This is a genomic window from Bradyrhizobium icense, from assembly GCF_001693385.1.
GTDB lineage: Bacteria > Pseudomonadota > Alphaproteobacteria > Rhizobiales > Xanthobacteraceae > Bradyrhizobium > Bradyrhizobium icense.
This window is the reverse complement of record NZ_CP016428.1, coordinates 2,648,052-2,672,487: the sequence shown is the minus strand read 5'-3', so window position 1 is coordinate 2,672,487 and position 24,436 is coordinate 2,648,052. Positions and strand designations below refer to the sequence as shown.

20 protein-coding genes are annotated in these 24,436 nt (G+C 60.1%); 11 read left to right on the top strand and 9 right to left on the bottom strand.

What is annotated here, in order from left to right; all coding sequences use genetic code 11:
* The first annotated feature begins 172 nt into the window (after positions 1-172).
* Together LMTR13_RS12565 and LMTR13_RS41660 are read left to right on the top strand one after the other, a co-directional pair.
* The gene (locus tag LMTR13_RS12565) at positions 173-928 is read left to right on the top strand and encodes a PRC-barrel domain-containing protein (RefSeq protein WP_065728155.1); all 756 of its coding nucleotides are present in this window, start codon (positions 173-175) and stop codon (positions 926-928) included.
* 362 nt (positions 929-1,290) lie between these two features.
* Entirely contained in the window at positions 1,291-1,467 is a 177-nt protein-coding gene (locus LMTR13_RS41660) for a hypothetical protein (protein ID WP_197521082.1), read from the top strand.
* A gap of 887 nt (positions 1,468-2,354) precedes the next feature.
* Here LMTR13_RS41660 and LMTR13_RS43650 read toward each other — a convergent pair.
* Positions 2,355-2,594, bottom strand: a complete 240-nt coding sequence (locus LMTR13_RS43650; protein WP_418219770.1) for a DUF1328 domain-containing protein — start codon at positions 2,592-2,594, stop codon at positions 2,355-2,357.
* 528 nt (positions 2,595-3,122) lie between these two features.
* On the bottom strand, positions 3,123-3,284 hold the full coding sequence (locus LMTR13_RS40660) for a hypothetical protein (RefSeq protein WP_156795591.1): 162 nt from the start codon (positions 3,282-3,284) through the stop codon (positions 3,123-3,125).
* Between the two features lie 1,446 nt (positions 3,285-4,730).
* Here LMTR13_RS40660 and LMTR13_RS12540 point away from each other — a divergent pair.
* Both LMTR13_RS12540 and LMTR13_RS12535 read left to right on the top strand, forming a co-directional pair.
* Positions 4,731-5,570 carry an endonuclease/exonuclease/phosphatase family protein gene (locus LMTR13_RS12540; RefSeq protein ID WP_065728150.1) on the top strand — a complete coding sequence of 280 codons (840 nt, stop codon included), beginning with the start codon at positions 4,731-4,733 and terminating at the stop codon, positions 5,568-5,570.
* An 89-nt stretch (positions 5,571-5,659) separates the two neighbouring features.
* Positions 5,660-6,640 carry a lysylphosphatidylglycerol synthase domain-containing protein gene (locus tag LMTR13_RS12535; RefSeq protein ID WP_236843364.1) on the top strand — a complete coding sequence of 327 codons (981 nt, stop codon included), beginning with the start codon at positions 5,660-5,662 and terminating at the stop codon, positions 6,638-6,640.
* A 24-nt stretch (positions 6,641-6,664) separates the two neighbouring features.
* Here LMTR13_RS12535 and LMTR13_RS12530 read toward each other — a convergent pair whose 3' ends face one another.
* Together LMTR13_RS12530 and LMTR13_RS40655 are read right to left on the bottom strand one after the other, a co-directional pair.
* Positions 6,665-8,110 (bottom strand): phospholipase D-like domain-containing protein, encoded by a 1,446-nt coding sequence (locus tag LMTR13_RS12530; RefSeq protein ID WP_083219439.1) that lies wholly within the window; start codon positions 8,108-8,110, stop codon positions 6,665-6,667.
* A 316-nt stretch (positions 8,111-8,426) separates the two neighbouring features.
* A complete protein-coding gene (locus LMTR13_RS40655) occupies positions 8,427-8,720 on the bottom strand; it encodes a hypothetical protein (protein ID WP_156795590.1) in 294 nt (97 codons plus the stop codon).
* A gap of 268 nt (positions 8,721-8,988) precedes the next feature.
* Between LMTR13_RS40655 and LMTR13_RS12525 the strand changes: the two genes are divergently transcribed.
* From LMTR13_RS12525 to LMTR13_RS12515, 3 genes are all read left to right on the top strand, one after another.
* On the top strand, positions 8,989-9,177 hold the full coding sequence (locus LMTR13_RS12525; RefSeq protein WP_065728149.1) for a DUF3008 family protein: 189 nt from the start codon (positions 8,989-8,991) through the stop codon (positions 9,175-9,177).
* A 431-nt stretch (positions 9,178-9,608) separates the two neighbouring features.
* On the top strand, positions 9,609-10,235 hold the full coding sequence (locus tag LMTR13_RS12520; protein ID WP_197521081.1) for a hypothetical protein: 627 nt from the start codon (positions 9,609-9,611) through the stop codon (positions 10,233-10,235).
* A gap of 99 nt (positions 10,236-10,334) precedes the next feature.
* Positions 10,335-11,321 (top strand): CAP domain-containing protein, encoded by a 987-nt coding sequence (locus tag LMTR13_RS12515; protein WP_065728147.1) that lies wholly within the window; start codon positions 10,335-10,337, stop codon positions 11,319-11,321.
* Positions 11,322-12,486: 1,165 nt separating this feature from the next.
* Here the strand turns inward: LMTR13_RS12515 and LMTR13_RS12510 are convergent.
* Complete coding sequence (locus tag LMTR13_RS12510; protein ID WP_065728146.1) at positions 12,487-13,107, bottom strand: PRC-barrel domain-containing protein; 621 nt, start codon at positions 13,105-13,107, stop codon at positions 12,487-12,489.
* 384 nt (positions 13,108-13,491) lie between these two features.
* Positions 13,492-16,155: an MMPL family transporter gene (locus LMTR13_RS12505; RefSeq protein ID WP_065728145.1), complete on the bottom strand. Its 2,664-nt coding sequence runs from the start codon at positions 16,153-16,155 to the stop codon at positions 13,492-13,494.
* Positions 16,156-17,281: 1,126 nt separating this feature from the next.
* Between LMTR13_RS12505 and LMTR13_RS12500 the strand changes: the two genes are divergently transcribed.
* Entirely contained in the window at positions 17,282-18,025 is a 744-nt protein-coding gene (locus LMTR13_RS12500) for a DUF1614 domain-containing protein (RefSeq protein ID WP_065732631.1), read from the top strand.
* 806 nt (positions 18,026-18,831) lie between these two features.
* On the opposite strand, the gene LMTR13_RS12495 is transcribed toward LMTR13_RS12500, so the two are convergent.
* Positions 18,832-19,239, bottom strand: a complete 408-nt coding sequence (locus tag LMTR13_RS12495; RefSeq protein ID WP_156795588.1) for a hypothetical protein — start codon at positions 19,237-19,239, stop codon at positions 18,832-18,834.
* 277 nt (positions 19,240-19,516) lie between these two features.
* Here LMTR13_RS12495 and LMTR13_RS12490 point away from each other — a divergent pair, with 277 nt between their 5' ends.
* Positions 19,517-20,392 carry a tyrosine-type recombinase/integrase gene (locus tag LMTR13_RS12490; RefSeq protein WP_065728141.1) on the top strand — a complete coding sequence of 292 codons (876 nt, stop codon included), beginning with the start codon at positions 19,517-19,519 and terminating at the stop codon, positions 20,390-20,392.
* A 10-nt stretch (positions 20,393-20,402) separates the two neighbouring features.
* On the top strand, positions 20,403-21,602 hold the full coding sequence (locus LMTR13_RS12485; protein ID WP_065728140.1) for an IS91 family transposase: 1,200 nt from the start codon (positions 20,403-20,405) through the stop codon (positions 21,600-21,602).
* A gap of 438 nt (positions 21,603-22,040) precedes the next feature.
* Here LMTR13_RS12485 and LMTR13_RS12480 read toward each other — a convergent pair whose 3' ends face one another.
* Both LMTR13_RS12480 and LMTR13_RS41655 read right to left on the bottom strand, forming a co-directional pair.
* Positions 22,041-22,532, bottom strand: a complete 492-nt coding sequence (locus LMTR13_RS12480; RefSeq protein WP_065728143.1) for a DUF305 domain-containing protein — start codon at positions 22,530-22,532, stop codon at positions 22,041-22,043.
* 105 nt (positions 22,533-22,637) lie between these two features.
* On the bottom strand, positions 22,638-23,405 hold the full coding sequence (locus LMTR13_RS41655) for a MauE/DoxX family redox-associated membrane protein (RefSeq protein ID WP_065728142.1): 768 nt from the start codon (positions 23,403-23,405) through the stop codon (positions 22,638-22,640).
* A 155-nt stretch (positions 23,406-23,560) separates the two neighbouring features.
* On the opposite strand from LMTR13_RS41655, the gene LMTR13_RS12470 reads away from it, so the two are divergent.
* Positions 23,561-24,436, top strand: coding sequence for a tyrosine-type recombinase/integrase (locus tag LMTR13_RS12470; protein WP_065728141.1), 876 nt, complete (start codon positions 23,561-23,563; stop codon positions 24,434-24,436).

Here is a 24,436-nt window from a genome sequence, read left to right as displayed (position 1 = left end):
CAAGCCTGAGGACGACGGTCGATGAAACTCCTGAACGGTTGACGTGCTGACCTCCTCCCCGACCGCGGAAATAGGTCGGGCCTGATCATCGAGACACGATTCTGGGCGGACGGCCGACCGCTTGGTCCGGTCTCTTTCGTTCTTCGCTTGAGCACTAGCACGAGGGACTCACATGCTTATCCATCGCTTCGCCCGTACGGTCACAGGTTTCGCAGCCACACTCGTCCTGCTTGGGGCAGCGGCACTCGACCCGGCCGTCGCTCAAGACAAGGATGCCATTAGCTCGGCCTCCAACCCGGAGCAGCGACAACGACTCCAAATCGTGCCGCTGTCGGCCGAGGAACTCTATCGGGGTTGGCGCGCATCCAAGGTTTTGGGCAAACAAGTCAACTCCGTAGCCGGCGCCAGTCTTGGCACGACGCGCAATCTTATCGTCGGCCCAGATGGACAGATCAGGGCAGTTGTGGTCGAGGGCAACAAGCGCGGCCAGTCCCGCGAATTCATGTTCCGAGTCCCATGGCTACGTCTGGAGCTCTCGAGATTGCCGGGCCGCGTGACGGCCGACATCGATGCCGACCATGACCCGGTATACGGCATCTTCCGCAATGACGACCAGCACGTGTTGGGAGAGTTCGCCGTGACCGAAATTATTGGCGACTACGCTCGTCTGCAGGCGGGCCAAGGCTACGGGTATGTTTCCGACGCCGTCTTCACGCGCGCGGGAAATCTGATTGCTGTGTTGATCACCCGAGATTCGAGAAGCGGAGGCGGAACATATGCGTTTGGCTTCCCGGAACGGCCTGTGGAGCGATGGAACGCGGGCGCTAGCTACTTTGGATTGCCCTATGCGACGGCCGAGCACGCGGATGCGGCGGCCATCCCCGTTGACTTGACACGGTTCCGCGACGGCAATGCGGGTGCAGAATAACGCAGACGACGGAGACCGTAAGATGGAATGCCCCTATTTGTCGCGGGGAACTCTGCCAACGGAGGTAAGTAGCTGCACTAACCTGGGTGCAACTTCCCTGGGGACGTCGCGCGGCTCCATCCGTGGCAGCCGTCAATGCCCTACGATTTGGGACCGCTTCCGGCGAAGCAGCGCTTCGGGCACGGCATTGTCACAGCGACGTTGTCGAGCGCGTGAGCGTGGCACATTGTCATGGTGCCCGCAGACAGCACGCCGCCCGCTTTCCGGATTGAAGCTATTGATTGGTGCATTGCGGAGGCAAAAGACGATGAGCAATCCTCTTTCAAGTCTTGATCATGAGAAACGACGCTGGAGAGCTAGGCATGGAAAAGAAGACACTACATCCAAACGATTTCCCCGTTGTCGCTGACGGCAAGGCATTGGTCACCCAGGATGGAGTGGCGGTCGCGAATGCGCAATCGGAATCGTTGGCAGAGGATATTGCGAATCGCTTGAACGAGAACGCAGCGCGCAAACGAGAGGATCGCTGGGCCCTCTAGTGCTGCACAGCAGCGTTGTGCAGCACCCGAGGGTTGTTCTGCAACACGAGTGCTCCTGGAATGAATAGCAAAGCCCGCGATAGCTCCCTGCCCGTGATGCGTCGCGGATTGCCGGCATAGCCGAAGTCAGCTTCATCGTTGCGAAAGTTCGGTCAAGAGCGAAGAAGGAGATTCCATATGGCCGTAGGCAGTTCCGCTCGACGAGGTCCACGGCACCGCGCCAGGTACACCGCTCTGGTCATCACAGCGACGACTGTGGCGGCTCTTATGATTCCGGTGCGGGCGCATGCTGACAGCAGGCCGGTCATTCTCGAAACAAAGCCCTTGCAGGAGGGGAGAGCGTTCGAATGCCGAATTCCTGTGCAGATTCGCTATGAAGGGAACATACCCCTTCGCTCGATCAGGGTGATTGCGAAGGCGTACGATGGGAGCGAGGAACTGACTTCAACAGGCGTCTCAAGCGGGACCGCCATCATTCCACGCATCTCGGGGAACGCGGTCCGGTACGCGCCCGTACCTATGCAGTTTGATCTTTCTGAGGACGCGTGCGACCGGCTTGACGGCCTACTCATCGAGTTTGCCAGCTGCGCTTTTGGCGACCTCCCTTCGGACAATTGTCTGGATCAGATTCGGTTTGAAAAGGCGTCGACGTCTCGTCCACGTTATCTCGCTGTCAAACCACGATCGGCCGCTCAAAAGTGACGGCACGGCACCACCAGCCTGCCACGGCCGGGTGAGCGTGTCGCCAGCTGACGGCCGCATGTGCCGAGTTTCGATTCCCATTCCGGCCCAGATCGCTCGTCTTATCAGTGCTCATGTCGCGTGCGAGTGCTGCAAGCGATATACTGCTTGTCATACTGGCACAAATCCGCGTCTCACCATTTCGCTCAAGCGCGATGTGTCGACCAGGCCGGTGAGTGCGGCGGCACGCAAACATCGCAAGCTCGCGATGCTGGCCAACGAACGCTGGTCCTTAGAACAAAGCGATGACGCCAAGCGGACCCAAGACGAAGACGAGGCGCAAGGATCGCGAGAAACGCTACGAAGATGAACTTCGCGATGCTTGCTGGACCTTTTGCTATACCGGTGAAGCCGAGCGCCCCGACGACAAGCGCAATGATCAGCATGCCAATCGCGAGTTCGAGGGTGACGCGCATTCCGGCGTGAGATTTCCGGTTTCAGCACAGCAGCCGCGCAACGTTGTTGTTTCACTTTCGATCTGATCCGATGTCTCTCCGTCAGGCCCGCTTGTACCCGGCCTGCTCATGAATGGTCCGGTCGCGTACCGTGTGCGGCGATCACAGAGCGTCAACCCGCGACTCTAAGGAACGAAACAGGAGCGGAGCCATTTCTACGACAAATGTCACTGACGAAAGAGGTGTTCCCAATGACGGAGCCCGGAGCTGACAAACGGCGGAGCACGCCGCCCGAGGCTGCGAATGATCGGTTCGCTCGCGAGTCCTTTACTTTCCGGCGCATGCGCCCGTGGCAAATCACCGCTATGACAGGGGTTTTAGCCGTACTTCTGGTTTTGGCGATCGTAAGCTGGATGGCCTGATCGAATATCCCTTGCGGTGATCTCCATGTGTCATCGTAGTCTGCGCGGGAAAACGGCGGAGCAACACCTATGAAGAATTGGCTTCGTGAGAACTAGTCTAGGCGATATGGCCTTCCGGCAAGAAGGAACCCTGTTTCGCCGCCGGATTGTCATAACGATCATTCTGCAGTCGCGTTATCCGCAGATTGAGGTGCGCGAAGACTTCGTTGGCGGCAAAGTGACGATCAATATGGCCGCAGATGGGTTTGTGGCGATTCACCCGAGCCGCGCCGAGAGCCAGCTCGTGCGCTCCTCATCAACTGGACACATCGCGCTCAGGTCCGCGCAGAGCCATCTAGTCGAGATCAGATGTGAGTACCGGTGGAAAGCGGTACCAACTTGTTCGCTGTGGTTCACCGCGATACAGGCGCTGGCCAGCGCTATGATTTCGGACAAGGCAAACCCGAGAAGGACCCGATCATATTCGTGCGCGGCGACCTGCTTGCGATGGGCTGCTTTGTGAGTTGAAGGATGCGCGGCGTCCGCGGCTCAAGGCTAGATCAATGGCAGTAGAGAAGGCGGGAATCCACTTATGCTGAGTTGGATCCACCACCGACGCAGCTATAGTACCCTCGATAGCCGGCCTTCAGCTCGGATTCGATCTCGAAGACTAGGTCCATTACGGTCTGCTTGCCGCGATTCAGTCCGGTTGGGTTGCCTAGATCGGGAGCTTCCAAGTTCGTTCGGATGGGCCGGCGACGCTAAGTTGCCACCGATCATTGGATCCCGCGGACCGCGTTCGCTTGTGAACGCTGAAACGAAGAATCTCGTTGGAACGACGTCCCTTGGCTTCGATTGACTCGAGGTAGACAAGGGAGAAGCGAAATGAACAGGACGACATTTATGTTCGCTGCTGGATTGCTTTCGCTGGCCGTGCTCGCGAACCCGGCTACGGCTCGAGCAGAAGCAACCCAGGAGCCGGGAGTTATGGGGTTCTACTACCCCAGCACGCCGTATCTGCTGGGCGGCTATGGACATAGGTTCTCGCCATTTCCGTCCTACTACTACGGGCCTCGCGGCCATAAACCTAACGCCGGTTATGGGCCTTACGGGTATGCATCCAGCGCTGGCGCAGTGGCCGTCGGACCTCAGTGGGGCTATAGCTACTACGGTCCGTATTGACCGGGCAGTTGGCGCGTGGCTGCACCCGCAGCTTCGAGTAGGCAGACTGTCGGCGAACTTGCCCTGAGGTAAGAGCCTGGTCACCGGCAGGTCCGCTATGAAAGAACCGACGTGCGACCGCCGGCGCGGCTGCCGTTTGACAGCGGCTCAGTGACCGAGCAATCAATTAGCAGAAAGCCCGACCTGGTTCGCGGCCAGGGCCGGCTTCCGCATGCCGGATTCACTATGGGCCGACCCCCGGCGGCGGCGCTAGCCGGCTCGACTATTCGGACGCCAAGGAACGCGCAGCAAAACGGGCTCGTGAGCAAGCCTGCGCACTCGACGCATTTCTCACCGACCCGCAGAACGCGGTGCCGGACACTAAGAAGATGGCTTTGCCGCAGCTGCGGCACGAGCAGGAGCACGCAGACCTGATCGCGTATCTGCGCGCTCTGGACCATACGGTCGCTGACGGTAGCGTGTTGCCACACGCCAGGGCGTGTGGAACCAGTGCGCAGGCTCGCCGGTTTCCCGCGGGGCGGTTTCGGCGCAGACGAGAAACGAAATGGCTGTCTTGTCCGGTGGCCCGCGCGCCGAAGTGTCCTTCCGGGTCATGACCTACAACGTCCATCGCTGCCGGGGCGTCGATCGCACCTGGTCGCCGCAGCGCATCGCGGAAGTGATCGCCTCCTGTCATCCTGATATCGTCGGCCTGCAGGAATTGGATGTCGGGCGCGCACGCAGCGGCCATGTCGATCAAGCGGAAATGATCGCCCGCGATCTCGGGATGGACGTGCAGTTCTTCCCGGCATTGCGCGTCATGGAGGAACTTTACGGCGACGCCATCCTCAGCCGCTGGCCGGCGCGAACCGTAAAGGCCGGGCCCTTGCCGGCGCTGCGCCTACCCTGGCTTGAGCCGCGTGGCGCATTGTGGTCCTCGATTCGAATGGGCAACGCTACCGTGCAGGTGATCAACACCCATCTCAGCGTCCTTGGGCGCGAGCGGCTGATGCAGGTCAATGCGCTGCTCGGGCCCGAATGGCTCGGCGACCCGCATTGCCACGAACCTGTGATCCTCATGGGGGATTTCAACGCGACCACGCGCTCGCGCGGCTATCGCCGTCTGGCGGATCGGCTTCAGGATGCGCATCGAGCGTTGCCGCGACGAGCAGGTGCGCCGAACCGTGCCACATTCCCAACACGCTACCCAAGCCTACGCATCGATCACATCTTCGTCGGGCCCTCTGTCGAGATCCTCGATGTCCGGACCGTGCGCACACCGCTTGCGAGCTTTGCCTCCGACCACCTGCCGGTGGTCGCAGAACTCCGGGTTTCCCTGTCCGGCTCCGCGGCAAGTCGAGACCATGCGGGACTTCATCGTGACGCAATAGACACAAACAGCTGAACCAGACTTGTATCCAGCCGTTTCATATTGGACCGCGCGCTGCGCAAATGTAGAGCGCGGCGCCGCATGGAACGAACGGACAACGTCGCGTGGCGAACGCCTCAACGAGCGGAATTGCGGCAGCAGCGGCGCGTAAGCGCAACTGGTCGCGCTGGTTTGCGCCGGTCCTGGGAATAGCGCTCGTCGGACTCGCAGCCTTTCTGCTCTACCGGACACTTAGCCGATACAGCCGCGACGAGATCGTGACCTCGCTGGCCGGCATTCCGGCCAGACATATTGTGTTCTCCACCCTGTTTGCAGCCGCAAGCTATCTTTGCTTGACCGGTTTCGACTGGCTCGCGCTGCGCTATGTCGGCCAGAAGGTGCCTTATCGCAAAGCCGCGCTGGCTTCGTTCTGTAGTCTATCGCTCGGCCACAATATCGGCTTTGCCGCCTTGAGCAGCGGCGCCATCCGGTATCGGTTCTATTCGCGCTGGGGTGTCAGCGGCGGGGACATCGCCAAGATCATCGTGTTCTGCGGGACCACCGTTGGTCTCGGCCTGATGATCCTCGGCGGTTGCGCACTTCTCCTGCGTCCGGATCTAGCGGGGAAGATCACCGGGCTGTCGCAAGCCGCGGTCCTTTCTAGCGGCGCTGCGTGCTTAACCACGGCCGGCATCTATCTTGTCCTGTCCGCACTACTCCGAAGACCACTGCGCATCCGCAATTGGCGGATCGAAATGCCAACGTTGCGGCTCGCGCTCGGGCAGGTGGTGATCGGCCCGATTAACTTCGCCTTCGTCGCGGGCTGCCTGGATCAGGCGCTCGCCGGACTAGGATATATCTCCTATCCGGCCGTCGTCACTGCGTATGTGATTGCGAATGTAAGCGCGTTGATCACCCACGTCCCCGGCGGCCTCGGCGTCATTGAAACTGTCGTTCTCTATCTGCTTCCCGATGCAAACGTCATCGGTGGGCTGCTCGCGTTCCGCGCGATTTATTTCCTGCTGCCGCTCGCAATCGGCGCGCCGCTGTTCGGGCTCACCGAGCTGATCCTGAAAAGCCGCAAGGGCTCGACGCGACGAACCTGAACTCCTGGCCGGCCGGACGCGCAGTTAGAGCAGCTCTACAGGCGGCAGCGGGTCGAGCAAGCCGGTTCCGGTAATCGGCTCGGTCGGACCATCGAGATCGGTCTCGGGGAACGGCCGCAAGCCCCGCACATTCCGATTGCAGGCGTCGATTCCGTGGATCAGAGAGCCGCGATCGACAACCGCCTGCGCGATCTCGGTGGGCGTGACCCCGATATGCTCGGCGAGCAGGCGCTCGCGCAACTGGCGGATCGCGCGGCGCTCGATGTCATTCGCAGCTTCGACCGCGAGATCGCATTCGGTATCGAGACCCATCGAGCGGTTGTTCAGATTGGAGGAACCGATGCGAACGATATCCTCATCGACAACTACTACCTTCGCGTGCACCAGCAGCTCGCAAGGCTTGTCGCTTCCGGGCACCACTGGGTAAAAGACGCGAAGGCGGTTATGGCGGTCGATGCGTCGCAAATGCCGGATCAGACGGTCGCGGTTACTTCCCATCACCAGCCGCTCCAGCACACCGGGCGAAGCGCGCCTGACGATCACAACTATCTCCGGTCCAACCGCGGCGGCAAGGCTCTTCTCGAGAATCCGCCGTACGTTACCGGCCGCGAAATACTGCGTCTCGATGTAGATCGAGTGTCGGGCGGCAGAGAGGAGGTCCTCGGTCAGCGCCGCGATCTCGTGTACGGCGGGCGCATCTCCCCAGGCCGGCACCGTGCGGGCAATGGCGACCGGTATGTCAGTGAAGTCGGGCACAAGATCAGGCGGCCACAGATCGGCGCCGTGTTCCGCGGCACTTAGGAATTCGCCGGTCGCAATGCGCCAGCGCTCGCGCGCAACATCAGCGGCGACACCCGCGGCTTCTCCAGCCGCCACCATCTGGACGTCGTGCACCGGACAGTATGCACTCCCATCGGGACGGACCCGCAAGGGATCGGCTTCGTGATGCCCGGCGGTGTCCCAGCGCCCGATCGTGAGATCGATACCGCCGCAAAAAACCAATGCGTCATCGATCGCAACCAGTTTCTGATGGTGCGAGGCATATAGCGGATGCTGCCGATCCAATCGGACCGTGATGCGCGGGTGATTCTGCCACGGAGCCCCTAGCAAGAGTGGCACCGGATCCCCGGGCGCATGGATCACCGCCGCGCTCCACACCAGGATGCGGACTTCGAGCTCTGGCTTTGCTTCGACCAGCGAACGCAGGAAATCGCGGAGAGGCGGACAGTCGTCACGGTCCGGACAAAGCTTGACGCGTCCGTCGAAAGCCCAACCGATGATCAGGATCGATCGTTTCGCCTGACGGAGCGCCTGTTCGAGACGTGCATAGTAATCCGACGAATCGATCAGGACCGCGACCTTATCGGCCCTTGCTATTCGCCAGCAATTCCGCCCTGGCTTTAGGACGCGCACTCGACCTTCCTTCGCGATAGCAGCCGTGCACGCGGCGCGATCATTCTGGTCCTGCATCATTTCTCCATGGGCGTGAGCCGGCCATCAGACCGTGAACGCGCCGCATTCGCGGGTCAATTCGGAAACTCGCCCGATCGATTGCGCTTGGGCGGATCAGTCATATCGTCACCTGTTGTTGGGCAGCGGCTGAGGTCTCCGAGACGACGGGCGATCCCGGGCTGATGGATAACAATCACGGCAAGCTGCGGAAGCCCCGGCGAGATCACAACCCATCACGTCGAGAATCAGTTCCCAAACGCGCCCTCCCGCACAACCGAAGCGACCAGCATTGTGCGCCGGCGCACCAACTTTTTCTCTGCGACGTCGAACGCCATTAGTGAGCGCATTGCTGCTCAACAACGGCGCGCAACCAGCCGACGGAAAGCGAGCCAACCGCGCAACGCACAGATAGCCTGAACAGACCGACGGCTACGGGATGAATGCTCTGGAAGGACTCCTCGGAATGATCGAGATCGGCGCGGTCGAGTTCCACCACTGGAATGCGAGGGTTGAGCCATTTTGAGCTGCTGCCGGTTTGATGGACGTCGAGATTAGGTGTTTCATGAAGCCGGAGGTGAGCGATGAAGGGCCACAAATTCAGGAGCGAGTTCCAGGTCGGAGCGGTCAAGCTGGTCGTGGGGGTCAGTGGCGCAACCGGGCCGCGACCTTGTGTTCATGAGAACGTGCTGCGCAAATGGGTCAAGGAGTTCGGTGCCAATCCGGCGCAAGCCTTTTCCCGGTCATCGCTAGATGAGGCCCGAGCAGCAGGAGATCGAACGGCTACGCCGTGAGATCGCCAGGGCGGAGCGCGACCGTCGGCGCTAGTGGGGATGCTCAGGAACTCCTGGTGAAGGTCCCGGTTAGGGATTGGATCAGCCACAACCCCGGAGAACAGCATGCCTGCGAAATCCCGTGCACAGCAGAAGGCAGCCGGCGCAGCTCTTTCCGCCAAACGCAAGGAAACGAAGGTCTCGGATCTGAAGGGCGCGTCGAAATCAATGTACAGATCCATGAGCGAGCGGCAACTCGAAGACATGGCTTTAACCAAACGGAAAGGAAAACCTGAACACCGGTCGAAAGACTGATACGCCGATCGACCAGATCCCGTCGGCCAGGCCGTGCACCGGGTGTAGAGTCGAACCAATAACGAGCTGCCAGAGCCAGACTTCGCGAACCGACAGAAGTGGCCTACTGGAAGCTAGAGTTCCGGACGTTGCCGGGCAGCATCGCTTCAGGCGAAGAAATCCGGCACCGAGGCTGGGCGTACGGATCGGCTTGCCTGTGGTCGGCATAATTTTTCCCAGTAAACGCTCAGCTGCGGCGCTGTCGGAACGAGTGGCGTCCAGGGCGGTTTTCCTTAAAAGTTCGTTTGAGAGAAACAGCCATGCCTCTGTGCTCGCCATTCATGGTCTCGCGACTTTCTACCACGGCGTTTTGTCTGGCGATCGCGATTGGACTGGCCTCGCCGGCGTATGCCCAGTGCGGTAACGAGGTCCAGGTCCGAGAAGGCGAAACCTTGAGCAGCCTCGCCAAGCGCTGCGACGTCACGGAAGCCAGAATTCTCGACCTCAATCCAAAGATTCAAGGATCAAGGGACCTGCAGACGGGCATACCCTTGAACTTGGCCGCCCCTTCGGCGAATGACGCTGCGGCCAAGGCACGGGAAGCGGCGGAATCCCTGTTCGGTCGCTTGAAATCCTACGCCAAGGAAGCTGGCCAATCGATCGAAGGAGCAGCCGAGACCGTTACCCGATCTGTCGAGCATTTCATTGAGCGGAATCCGGACCTGCATCAGCGCGTTCGTAAGCTCGGCCAGCGCCTGAACATTCCCGGCATGGAAAAGGTCGAGGCGCAAGTTTCGTTGTCAGTCAGAAAGGGTGCCCTAGGAACGCCAGTGACACTGTCGGCGATTGGACTGCCTCCCACTCAGCGCGTCGACATCGCCGGTGGCGAGCCAGGTCGCGACTATCGTGTCATCGAGTCCGCGCTGACCAGCTCCGAAGGAACATTGCAGGTCACTGTGCAGTTGCCGACTTGGGCCGATCCGCAGCATGACTTCATCTTTGTGATCGCCAGCCCGGAAATCGATGTCGCGGTGCGTTCCGCAACCTTTGATGTCCTCCAGCCGACAGGCGGAAAGTAAACGTTAATGGGTTCCCCTGTCCACGTGGCGCAATTGAGTGCGGACACGATGAGCGCCATAGCTTGGAGAGAATGGTAGAGTTGATGCGATGAAGCCGATGTGCTCGAATTCATGATTCGGGGGTTTCCGAATGGGCGTTGCCCGGTTCAGGTTGTGGTGTGCACACTCGTGCTTTTTGCGGCTATCGCGCCCACATGCGTTGCAGCCAGCACAGGTGATCTGGAAACGCTGAGAACCCGTGCGCTCGAATTGGTGAACCAGGCGCGGCGCGAGCAGGGACTGCAGCCGCTTGAGCTTGGGCCAAATGTCAACCAAGCCGCCCTCTCCCACGCAAGAGACATGCTCCGGCGCGACTACTATTCCCATTCATCACCGGAAGGCGAGACGGTACAGGACCGCTATATCGAGGCAGGTGGCAGCAAGTGGCGCCTGACGGCCGAAAATATTGCGCGCTGCGCAGGCTGCACTTCGACGCCCGATACCGAAGCGGTTGAGCGGCTACATCGCGGCTGGATGAACAGCCCAGAGCATCGACAAAATATTCTGCATCGTGGGCTGACGCAGTTCGGCTTCGGCGTCGTTTCGAGCCACGAGCAAGGACAATATGCTGTTCAGACGTTTGCCGGCCCAGGCACTCCGCGCGGCGCGAAGGCGGGAGAGCAGGAGGTCGCAACTTCTCCCGGCGAGCAAACAAAATTTGCACTATCGCAGATCAATGGCACGCGGGCGGCCGAGGATCGATCTCCGCTTGAGAGCAGCACAGCGTTGATCGACGTCGCGAGGTCTGTCATAGGCGGCTCCGACTCCGAGAATCTGGAGATTGACCGAGATGTGAACCCATACCAGCTCCTGCCGACCGGCCAGCGTCGGAGCTGGCAATCAGTCTCATTCTTAATGGCCACCTGTGGCGGCTGTGGAACCAAGCCGACGCGAGCCGATGTGCACTATTTCACGCAGCAATGGCTGGATAGTTCGCAGTACCGGAAGAGGCTCTTGCGATCTACCTTAACCCACATCGGACTAGCGCTTGGCAGTAACGGCGACGGCAAGAAGGTGGCCGTCTTGATCCTTGGCGACCGACGGTAGATATCGACGCCAACCATCTCCTAACCACTTGCCGGAACGACCGGCTGCCGCAGGGTCTGGCTTACCTTCCGCACCGGCGATTTTTCCGGCGCCGTGCACCGCAGCGGTAGCGACGTTGGCGGTCGGCCGCTCGCCGGCTCGGCATAAAGTTTGTCACAGAACATTTTTTGGGCGCGCCATCAGCTTGCTGGAGCTTGAATGGCTCCGGCGCGCAGTTCGCTCTGACATGGCAATTTTTTTCAAGGACTTCGATCCACTGAACTCACGTGCAACACACACGCTTCTCTTCGCGCGTCACTATCCACCCATGCCGTCCCTTGCACTTGGGTACGGGATATTTGGCTTCGATGAAGAACTCGTCCTACGGCTTCGGTTGCATTCTCATATGTTCCCGAAGTCCCATTTTGGCGCCTATGGGCCTCCCGCCCTGCATGGGTCACACCCTGTGCAGACGCCCCGAGTTCGCTCCGAATCGACTTTGGTTGCCGCCGCGCTGGCGTGGGCTATGGCCATCTGGATGGGCGGACTTCTCAGCGGAAGACAGGACGCGCCACAACAGGTGGGCCGCCCGAGACGGCGCGTGCTGGGTCGAGGCGACAATCGCGGGCCCGGTGGACGGAGACCGCCGCGACCCAGCACATAGTCACTTCTCATTCGCGACGGCTGCCCTTAACGTTAAGCAACCGGCTTTTTCTTCGGACGGCGGCGGGGTAGCCGCCGATCCTCTCGGTTCTCTGCTGCGTCGTCTCCCAAGCCTAGACCCGAACCTGCCGTTGCGTCAGTGACGGCACCTCCAAGGTCAAAGCCCGGTCGATCCTTCGCTCCTGGCGCGGGAGGTTGCGCGGCAACTTCTGCATTGGGCTGTCCGCGACTGCTTTCGCGAGAGACCGCTTCTTCTTCGTCGCAATTCTTATCCGGTGATCTGGCCATATTATTGTTTCCTAGTCAAAGAGCTCTGTTTAGCTGCTTGTGCTCATAGTTCGTGGTCGTATCGGCCGCCATTTCTGCAGCGGTAGTTCAGTTCTGTTGAGGGCCAGCAACTCCTCTGTACCTCAATTTCGGATGCGTCGGATCTTGTGAAACCTCCGCAACCCAACTCTGGGCAACCGCCACAGCTTGTCGGGCAGCAGCGTCGGGCGGCCCGATCAAAGCTGGCGAATGCCCGCTACTTCTCCGGAGCGCTTTTGTCGCCGCCCTGGGCGGGTTGGGACGAGGCGCCAGTTGTGCCCGCACTACTAGCACTGCCGGCCTTATCGACATCTGCGAAGTTGAAGGCCGGAGCGTTCTTAAGGTCCTCCTTCGTGGTATTAATCACCACCCGCGCCGATCCGTCACTCTTTTCAGAGAGGACCACCGAGCCAGGCTGCACCGCGATGTTTCGATCGCCAATCCCAAGAAAGCCGCCGACGCTTATGATAACAGCCTTTACGGTCTTGCCATTGTCGATGATCAAATCTTCGACCTCGCCAACGTTCTCGTTGGTAAGATTGTAAACATTGGTTCCAATCAGCTTTGATGCGCGCATATCTGCCGGCTGCACCGCATAGAACGTCATACGTAGTGACGCAGTCGCCTGATCTACGGATCGGATACCCGGCGATGCGTCCTCTTGCGCTTTGTTGGACTGTGCTTGTGTTGCGGAGCCTTGGCCCTGTCCTTGCGTGGTCGTTGGCGCCGCGGCTGGATTGTTCTTGTTCGTTTCGGTTGACTTTTTCGAAGCGTCTTGCGCCATCGCGGCGCTGGTCATCAGGAGCGCCGCACTCGCGGCACAGAGAAGCCGTCGCATGATCTTCCTCGCTGTGGTTGATACGTGTTGTTCTCGATCATTGCCTTCAACAAGTGAAAAGGCCGGCGGTTCGCGCCAAGTCGGCTGCGGGTCGGCTGAGTGTACGATTACGTACGGATTTTCTTCATCCGACGCTCGTCCTTTCGGAATGTGACTGTCTGATGGTCGGCACAGAAACGACCCTGACATTCCCTCCTCAAAAGCCGAGTTCGGAGCCATTCGAATTTCCCGAATCATATGGCTCAACCTAGTACTGCATAGCTCCGCCTCGGGATCGCTCGAGCACGAGATGCTTCTTAATGGTGGCAGAGCCGAGAGCGACCATCGACAGCGAAGCCGTTAGCGTGATCGGATTAGCCGACCCAGCGCCGCGCGCGCGGCTCTTTAGGTTGACGGCCGAGCCCGCGTTTCATCGCGCCGAACTCGCAGATGGTCCCACAAGACCATCGCCGCTGGGAGCACGATCAGGGATGCAATCAGTACGAACAGTATGGACAGGCCGAGAAGAACTCCCATGCTGAATAGTCCTCGGTGCTCAGCAACGGCCAGCGTGGCGAATGCAGCTGCAGTATTGAGTTGAGCCACAAAAACAGCGAGAGGCGTGGAGGTTTGCAAAATATCGCCAATGGCGCCGCGTGGCGCTTCGCGAGCGCGTACCACCATGTGAACACTGCTCGCCACGCCGAGGCCCAGCAACAGAGGGATCACGATCACATTGGCAAAATTGAAAGGAAGGCCGAGCAGCGTTGCCCCTGCAACTGTCCAGAGCGACGCCAGGCCAAGTGGAGCGAGCACAAGAAGCAGATCGACCACGCTGCGCCGCACAACAAAAATAACGATCGCAACGGCGACGACGGTATAGGCGATCGCCTGCAAGAAGGCGCGCGACACGGCTGCACCTGCTTCGGTGACGTCGACGGGTACTCCCGTGGCCTCTGGGGCTACTGATTGCACCTGCCGGGCGAACGACTCGAGCGTTACTGTGTCTGTGATTTCACTTGTAGGTAATATCTGGATTCGGGCGCGCCCGTCCGGTGTGATCCACTGGCGGCGCAGGTCCGCGGGGATGTCATCGATCGTGACCGGTTGCGATACCGAGACCATTGCCTGCAGGTTCCTGATCTGCCTCGGCAGAGTTCCGGTCAGTGCTGCGTCGAGCTGCCCGAGCGCGGCCGGTCCGACGCTTCGCAAATCGGCAAAGCGGTCGAGTGCTGCGGTCAAACGGCGCGCGGCATCTACCGTGAGCGCGTCGGATGGGCCGCTGGAAACGATCGCTGACGCTTTGCCACGCAGGTTGGTAAACGCCTGTTGCAGTTCACCTTCGCTCAGATCGGGCCGACGCACTGGAGATTGGAGAACCGGACCGAGGCGCCGCGCAGCTTCGCGGATGATCTTCAATTTTTCTGGCTGATTTTCCGGTACGAAGGCGTCGATCGTCCGAACCTGAGCAACACCCTTTATCCTGCCCAACTCGGACGCCAGATTGCGCGCCGCGTCCCGGCTCGCAGCAATGGTATTTAAGGCATACGGCGATGTCGACGGATTCTTGGCGAGATCGCGATACGTCTGAACCGCTTCGGTTTGGGGATTTTGCAGGTTGAGCGGATTGACATCGAGACGGATCCCCCGCGCCACAAATGCCGCCGCGATCGTGGCAACGGTTGCCACAAGCAATATGCCGCGATGATGCCGTCTGATCTGATTCCCTATGTTGATCTGCAGTCCGGCTCGGGCTTGCGGCTTGGGCGGTGTTATGGCCATAAGGGCCGGGAGCAGGGTGAAAGTAAGGACAACGCCCACGACAATGCCAAGTGTAGAGATCACCCCAAATTCCGCGAGGCCCACATAGCTCGTCGGAACGAATGAGAGAAATCCGATGGAGGCGCACAGTGCGCTTAGGCTGATGGCAGGCGCCTCACCGCACCCAGCTCGGGTGATCGCATCTCGAAAAGGCGCGCCAGTCCTGGATTCCTCGAGATAACGCAGCCCGAAATGCGTGCCGAAATCCACGCCCAACCCGAAGAACAACACCAGGAAAGCGCTCGAGATGAGGTTGAGACGGCCGACAGATACTGCCGCCAGACCCGTCGTGATGATCGAACCGATCACGAGCGTTACCACCAAGGCAATCACAATCCGCCACGATCGGATCAACAACAAGCTAAGCGACACCAGGGCAAACGAAAGAACACTCGCATACGCCGCGCCGGAGAACACTTCGTTTAGTTCCTGCTGTCGCAGTACCGGAAAACCGGTCACATGCATCGTGACTTCTGGATAATCACGGGCGATGCTCGCAATGTCGGTGTTCACCTGCTCTAGGGCGGGCTGAGAACCGAGAATCGAAGGCTCGCTCACGATCGGCTCCACGAGCACCAGAGCACGATTGCTTTTGGCCCCAGCATCGAAGCCGAACAGGGTACTCCATATCATGCTGGAGTGCCTCCCCTCGGCGCTTGCAGCCGCCGTCTCCGCCAATTCGTTGATCGTGTTCGCCAGATCCTGCGACGCTCTTCCAACACTTACACTGCTCGGGACGAGCTCCATAAACTTTGCCAGGCCGCGCAGACTGGGATCTTGCGCAAAGATCGAAAGCACTGGACGCGACTGCGCGAGCTCATTCGCAGCGGCTGTGAGGCGATCGGCAGGAAGGAACAAAAGGGCGTTGCGGTGGAAAAAAGCGGACTCCCCCGGCACTTCAACGCTTTCAAATAGTCCTTGGTGGAGCTTGAGCCTCTCGGCAAGGCTCATCGCAGCTGCTCGTGCTTTCGTCGAATTGTCTGCGTCGATGACTACGATGATGGGGTCGCGCTGCGGAAATGCTGCGCGATAGCGCCTCTCGATTTGGAAGAAGCTCAGATCGGTGGAGAGGATGTCCTGCGTTTTCGTACTGACCTTCAGTCCAGTCGCGGCATAGCCGCCAAGGCCGGCGGCGATTAGAGCGGCACTGACTACTAACCACTTGCGGCGGAAAGCAATCGTAACGGAGGCGCGCACCAACGTTTGCCCAACTCGTTCAAACCAGGATGTCTTTCGCACTTCGGACATGTCGCATTCGTGCAAATGTTGATCAACTAATAGGATTGGCCTTTCGCCATGATCCGGGCCAAAGCACCCTTGCTAACGCCTCATGAACCAACCTCAAGTTCGGCAAACCGCCGGAGACATACCATTCGGTGCGGTCTATCGGGATAGGCGCTCGCAATCGATGTATGACATCACGTTTTGCGCACGCCGCTGGGATGAGGGTCTGATGCCTCAGTGCCGCAAGGGAATGCAGTCGTTTCCGCAATTCGAAGACTCGCGCGATCGATTGGACCTGGACGGATCAGTCATATTGCTGACCTGTTGTTGAAGCAGTAACCGAGGTTCCCGAGACAGCGGACGACCCCGGGGGATGACAGCAATTACAGCAAGCTGAGGGAGCCCCGCGGCGAGATCACAACCATTCACGTCGAGAATTAGTTCCCGGACGCTTTCTCCCCGCACAACCGACGCGACCAGTTTTGTACGCCAGCGCACTAACTCATTCTCTGCGATATCGATCATCCGGAACGCTGCCATTGATGAGGGGGTTTCTGCTCGGCCATGTCGTGCAACCGAATGCGTAGGAGACCGTTCATAACTGGAGCCTCACCTGTTGTAATATGACTGCCGCCTTCGGGATCACCCGGTCATGCATTGCGGGAGGTGAATACGGATGCACGGCTGTGCAGAGACATCAGCGTTGCCTTTAGTTAGTGCTGGTTATCAGACGCCAGCGCCTGTGCGTAGGAGCGTAGCGGCTACCGCTGGGTGGACTCGCGAGACCGGGGGGTCTGCCTTGCCAGCTCTCCGTCGATTTGCTTCTACGCCGCATTGTGAGGCAGTGCGAGCGCGGCATAGATGGCGTCGGGACCGCGCTCGACGACGCTGACGAGAACTGGGCGAACAGGTACGGATCTGATGCGATGGTGGCTAGCGAGCGTTGGTCCCGCTCGGCGCAATCAGCCAGGAGTTGGGTGCGAACTCGGACGTATGAAAAGAAGTCGACAGTTCCCGTCGATTGCCTTTCCGCCAGCTGCTCGGCTGTCTTCTCGAGAGCCGACGTATCTGCTTCGAGGATATGTAATCTATGGCGGCCACACCTCAACCTGTCGTTGACCGCCTCTTTGAAGAGAGTGCTGAGGACCGCATGAACTGGACTGCCCCTCATTACCTACCGCTCGCACCGATTTTCTTTTCCTTTCTCCTCGGGCTGTTCGTCGTTGTACTCGTTCTGATCCAGGTCGGAATCCTGCACTACGCCTACAGGCGTCTCGGCATCACCTCCAATGTTGCGCTTCTGTTGCTATTCGGGTCCTTGGTCGGCAGCTATTTCAACATACCAATAGCTGAACTGCCGCAGCGGCGGATCCTGTCGGGACAGGAAGTTAACTTCTTCGGAATGCGCTATGTGGTGCCGGTCGTGGTCCAATGGCCTGGCACGCTGGTAGCTGTAAACGTCGGTGGTGCCGTAATTCCGGCGCTAATGTCGGTGTACCTGCTCATTAAGCACCGACTTTGGCTTCAGGCTACGCTGGGTACCGCAGCAGTTGCTGTCGTGTGTTACTGGCTGGCTCGTCCAATTCCGGGATTTGGAATTGCCATCCCAATATTCGCGCCGGTGGCGGCAACGGCGATCGTTTCGCTCTTGATCTCTGCGCAGCGGCCTGCCCCAACGGCCTACATCTCTGGCAGCCTTGGTACGCTTATCGGGGCCGATCTGCTCAACTTCCGAGAAATTCAGTATCTCGGGGCGCCAGTCGCTTCGATTGGAGGTGCAGGTGCATTCGACGGGATCTTCATTACCGGAATTCTAGCAGTTCTCATCGCAAGCATTTCCCGCGGACCACAGACTTCACACTCAGAGGAAGGAAAGGAACGATCGGACCGCTGATGAGCAATCTTACCCGGGCTTGTGCAGTCGCGCGAGAACTCTTTGGTACTCGTCTAGGATTGACCAGTAGCAGGGGCAGGATTGCTGCTCCAGACCATCGCGATCGATTATGACGATTTTTCGGCGTCGCCGCTCGATAAGTCCGGCTTGCTCCACGAGATACCGCACGACGCACCCCAAACGCTGGGCTCGGTTGGGCCTCAGTTGAACTCAGTTGGTCAGTGGCTGTCAGTAGCAACGCGCAAAGCCGGCTTCGCAGTTCATGCCGCGCGTCGTATACCACGAGTTGGCCAGTCTGAGCCAACGCAGCTTGCAGAAATATCCGCGTAGAATACGGCGCAGCTCCGGTATCAATTCCATCAGGCGGGTAGGACCGCTGGCGGCGATGCGAAGGGCTAACCTGGCACCTGAGCACCACATCGATGTGGAGATCTGTCAGTTCCAAAGCACAATGGGAGTACCGACGAAGTCTTTCAGGACGAGCGTCTGCACATCGATCGTCCAATGTTCTTCTGTTGGGACAAGCAGGGAAGCGGCGCCACTCTCGATGCGTGACACAGGGGAAGACTACGGTACTGCATCAACTGCCGCGGCCCAAATTAACGGAACGCTCTCCCATGCACATCAACATTTGCTGGCGAGCTCCCAGGCGGCGCTGTCAATCCGACCACGGCTGAGCAAGCGCTAGCCGATGGAAGAACACTGCTGTTTGTTCCAGCCGACCCTACGCTGCCTTCCGCCTGCGGTGACTGAGGAACGAGTACAGCACGGAGCCCTCGAGCGCTAGGAAGATTATGGACCAAATATCATACACCGTAGGTGCGACCGGTTACGATCACACCTTCGCCGACGTTACGGGCGTGTTTCTGCCTGCCATGCTTCGGGCCGACCGGCTCGTGCCCGGCCAACATGTGCTCAATTTCACGACCGGCACCGGCGCGGCGGTCGCCGGTCCGCCGGATACCATTTGTCGCCGGCGACAGCTCCCCGGCGATGCTCGAGGTAGCTCGACGTAAGCTGCTTAGACGGCGGTAGCGCTCGATACTCTCGATGCTCATGCCTTGCCTTATGCGGACGAGCGCTTTGATGCCGTCATCTGCCAGCTCGGCTATGTCGGTCGGAACGCCGGCACGGTGTCCACTGTCGATCTCGGCCTTCCTGACACAGTCATGTAGCGTCTGCGGCGTGCAGCCGACCTTGGCCGCGAACGGCACGGAGTCAGATGCAGACGGCACCCATTGAGCGGCCCTTTGCAATCGAGGCGAGGCCCGACCCAAGCATGTTGCCGCAGTCCCTACATCGATAGAAATTGGCCCAGAGCGCGCCGATGGGGGCAGTTCGGCGGCGAAGGTCCGCAGTGGATCACAGGACTAAACCGCTCGCGCGGTAGGGCACGACGGCTGGCAGCGGAGCCCAGACGATAGCGCAATAGGGCGTCCTGCCTTGAGATTGAGGGGTGTCGACAACCTCACTCAAGGCAGGAGCATCCCCATGATCGACGAGGCAATGAGCCCGTTGCGCCGACGCATGATCGAAGACATGACGATCCGCAAGTTAGCGCCGAAGACCCAACATGACTACGTGCAAAGGATCAAAAACTTCGCTGTATTTCTCGGGCGATCACCCGATACGGCGAGCTTCGAGGACGTGCGCCGCTACCAGCTTCATCTGGCCGCGAGCGGCGTTGGCGTGCCGACGCTCAATCAGACCGTCTCGACCCTGCGGTTCTTCTTTCGGGTCACGCTGAAGCGCCACGAGATCGTCGAGCATACCCATGTCATTCACGAGCCGCGCAAGCTGCCGGTGGTGCTCAGCGTCGAGGAGGTGGCAAGGCTGCTCGATGCCGCGCCGGGGCTGAAGTACAAGGCGGCACTGAGCGTAGCCTATGGCGCCGGCCTGCGTGCGACCGAAGTGGTCTCGCTCAAGGTCTCCGATATCGACAGTAAGCGCATGATCATCCGCGTCGAACAGGGCAAAGGCGGCAAGGACCGGAACGTCATGCTGTCGCCGAGCCTGCTCGAGCTGCTGCGGAACTGGTGGAAGGCGGCGCGGCCACAGGGCTGGCTGTTCCCCGGCCGCGATCCGGCCCAGCCGATGACCACGCGCCAGCTCAATCGCGCCTGCCACGCCGCCGCCCAGATGGCGCAGATCAACAAGCGCGTCTCGCTGCATACCTTGCGGCACAGCTTCGCCACCCACCTGCTCGAGCAGAACATCGACGTCCGCGTCATTCAAGTGCTGCTCGGTCACGCCAAGCTCGACACCACCGCGCTCTATACCCGGGTAGCCACCAAGACGATCAGCGAGGTCATGAGCCCGCTGGAGCACATCGCGCTCAAGCTGAAGGAGGTCCGGCCGCCCGGCTGACACGACGCGTATGTCGCGCCCGGCTCTGGAGGTCGCGGATATCTTCCGCGGCCATGGTCCGGCATGGCGCCAAGTCCATGCCGGCCATATCAGCCTCGACCAGCTGAAGGTGATGTCGGCAATCGAGCGCTGCCGCACGGCGGCCCTCGGTGGCCATGTCGCGCGCTGCGCGGACTGCGCCTATACCACCATCGCCTACAACTCCTGCCGCAATCGGCACTGCCCGAAGTGCCAAGGCGCTGCCGCCAAGGACTGGCTCGCCGACCGTGAGGCCGAGCTGTTGCCAGTGCCGTACTATCACGTGGTGTTCACGCTGCCTGCGGCTGTCGCTGACATCGCCTATCGGAACAAGGCGGCGATCTACGACATTCTGTTCAAGGTCTCCGCCGAGACCATGCTGACGATCGCCGCCGACCCCAAGCACCTCGGCGCCCGGATCGGCATCACCTCCGTCCTGCACACCTGGGGCTCGGCGCTCACCCATCACCCCCATGTGCACATGATCGTGCCGGGCGGCGGCATCTCGTTCGACGGCAAAAGTTGGATATCTTGCCGGCCCGGATTCTTCCTCCCGGTGCGCGTGCTCTCCCGCCTGTTCCGGCGACTGTTCCTGGAGAAGCTCGTCGCCGCCCACGCCGCCAGCCGTCTGAGCTTCTTCGGCGACGACATCCATCTGGCCGAGGCGCAATCCTTCGCGGCTTATATCGCACCGCTGCGCAAGGCCGAGTGGGTCGTCTACGCAAAGCGCCCGTTTAGCGGCCCTACGGCGGTGCTGGCCTATCTGTCGCGCTACACCCACCGCGTTGCCATCGCCAACAGCCGCCTGATCGCCTGCGACGAACGCGGCGTCACCTTCAAGTGGAAGGACTACCGTATCGAGGGCCGCGATCGATACAAGCAGATGACGCTCGCCACCGACGAGTTCATCCGCCGCTTCCTCATCCACGTCCTGCCAAAAGGCTTGCACCGCATCCGCCACTACGGCCTGTTCGCCAAAAGCGCCTGCGCCGACAACATCGCCCGCGCGCGGGAGCTGCTCGGCGCCTCAAAACCTGAGGGCCAGCCTTCCGCTGCTGCCGTCGATTCCAGCAAGCCGAGCTGCCCATGCTGTGGCGGTCGGATGATCATCATCGAGGTCTTTGCGCGCGGTGCAGCGCCACGGCATCGACCGACAGCTCCAGCGACCGTAATCAGGATCGACACCTCATGACCGTACCGCAATCCAGCAAATCTGCCCGTTGCCGCTGGCTCTCGACCGGCCACGGCAGAGCGCGCCCAGATATCCGTCAGCCGTCGCAAATCGTCGGACAACTTGTCGAGCTCGATGCTATCCGCCGCGCATTCGTCAGCGGCCTCTCCGTCGCACGACTCGTTGGACCGCCTCGATCTCAATCAACGAACTCACCCGCGGCACTCAAATCCCCATAGCGCCTGCCGCACCGCCTTACGTTCCCTTAAGCGCGGTTTCCTCCCTTGGAGGCTTTCGGACGCCGGCCGCCGAGCACGCGGCGACATCCTTCAAGCGGCCAGCATCCGAAACCCTTCACAAAAACGGGTGGACGCGAACGTGGACGACGTCCGGTTCACCCCTGACAGCCGACGTGACGACGGCTGAGCGCTATTCGGCTAAGGGCAAAGAAGCGACATCTCACTTTGGCGACCGCGGTGGCAAGTCCTTGGCGTTCGATGGCGGCGGGTTTGCTTCAAGATCAGCTATTAGACTCTTCATTTCGCCGATCTCTCTAACCTGGGCCTCAATGATGCTATCCGCCAACTTGCGGACGCGCGAGTCTCGAATATGCGCTCTTTCGCTCGTGAGAACAGCAATCGAGTGGTGCGGGATCATGGCTTTCATGTAGGAAACATCGTATACGGTCTCTTGGCTGCGTACCAGCCACAGCGAGACGCAAAATACAGCAATGCAGGCAACCAAAATGGCGACATTTGCTGTTCGGCTCTTATACATGCTCCACATGAAGCTCAGCATGACTACTGCCATCACAGCTCCCATCAAAAGCGCCATCCAGGCTCGCGTTTGACTGTACCAAATATGATCCGCCGAGAATGTATTAAGATACATCAGGCCGAACATCATCACCGTAGAAGCCGCGATCATGGCAGCGAAGCGTCCGTAAGACATCCGAGAAGCTCCTCCGGGTTTAGAAGGATAAGTGTGCGAGTGCCGCTCAATAGTTCCGCCCCCGGATAGGCTCCTAGTACGGACTAGAACTCCAAAGCCTCGTAGTTACAATCCGTCCGGCCGTATCGATTTGACGATCATCCAGATCGCCATCGCTACCATCATCAGGTTTTCGGTCAGAGAAATGAACCCGAGCGGCACATTACTGTCGCCGCCGACGCAGGCACATTTCAGTTCGCGCTTATCGACATAGACCGCCTTGAAAACAGAAACGGCGCCGATCGTCCCGATAAACAGCGCAATGGGCACAGCGACCCACAGTAGCGCGCCGGCGATCATCAAAATGCCAGCGACAGCCTCGGCGAACGGATACACGTAGGCATATCGCACGACACGCTGCGCTAGCAGATCGTAGCCGAGAAACATGGTCGAAAAGCTCTCCAAGTCGCGCAGTTTGAGTATCGCGAGGATGCACATACTGAAGGCGATGAGCCACTCTACGGTGCGCACGCTCAACGCTGTGCCGCCTACCCCCCAACTCGCCGCCAGCGCCATCAGCGCCGCCGTGCCAAATACGGCAATCACCGGCTGATAGGCCAAATAAGGCTGCGCTACGGACTTGCCGAAGTGACGAAGCAGATCGTCATAGCCGCCGATCCGTCGGCCGCCGATGAAGGTCTGTGGCGTCGCGTCCACGTGCTGCCCTGCCTTGAAACGATCGGTTTCCGCGCGCGTCTCAAGGAGGTGATCTTCGACCTCATACCCTTCGCGCTGCAGCAAATCGAGCGACTTCAGCCCGAACGGACAGATATGGTCGGGCATCACCATCCGATAGAGGACGGCGGTTTTGCTGGAACCGGCAGCCACGGGCATTCTCCGTTGTCACAATCGCCTAATGCACAAAGGACTAAACCGCTCGCGCGGTAGGGCACGACGGCTGGCAGCGGAGCCCAGACGATAGCGCAATAGGGCGTCCTGCCTTGAGATTGAGGGGTGTCGACAACCTCACTCAAGGCAGGAGCATCCCCATGATCGACGAGGCAATGAGCCCGTTGCGCCGACGCATGATCGAAGACATGACGATCCGCAAGTTAGCGCCGAAGACCCAACATGACTACGTGCAAAGGATCAAAAACTTCGCTGTATTTCTCGGGCGATCACCCGATACGGCGAGCTTCGAGGACGTGCGCCGCTACCAGCTTCATCTGGCCGCGAGCGGCGTTGGCGTGCCGACGCTCAATCAGACCGTCTCGACCCTGCGGTTCTTCTTTCGGGTCACGCTGAAGCGCCACGAGATCGTCGAGCATACCCATGTCATTCACGAGCCGCGCAAGCTGCCGGTGGTGCTCAGCGTCGAGGAGGTGGCAAGGCTGCTCGATGCCGCGCCGGGGCTGAAGTACAAGGCGGCACTGAGCGTAGCCTATGGCGCCGGCCTGCGTGCGACCGAAGTGGTCTCGCTCAAGGTCTCCGATATCGACAGTAAGCGCATGATCATCCGCGTCGAACAGGGCAAAGGCGGCAAGGACCGGAACGTCATGCTGTCGCCGAGCCTGCTCGAGCTGCTGCGGAACTGGTGGAAGGCGGCGCGGCCACAGGGCTGGCTGTTCCCCGGCCGCGATCCGGCCCAGCCGATGACCACGCGCCAGCTCAATCGCGCCTGCCACGCCGCCGCCCAGATGGCGCAGATCAACAAGCGCGTCTCGCTGCATACCTTGCGGCACAGCTTCGCCACCCACCTGCTCGAGCAGAACATCGACGTCCGCGTCATTCAAGTGCTGCTCGGTCACGCCAAGCTCGACACCACCGCGCTCTATACCCGGGTAGCCACCAAGACGATCAGCGAGGTCATGAGCCCGCTGGAGCACATCGCGCTCAAGCTGAAGGAGGTCCGGCCGCCCGGCTGA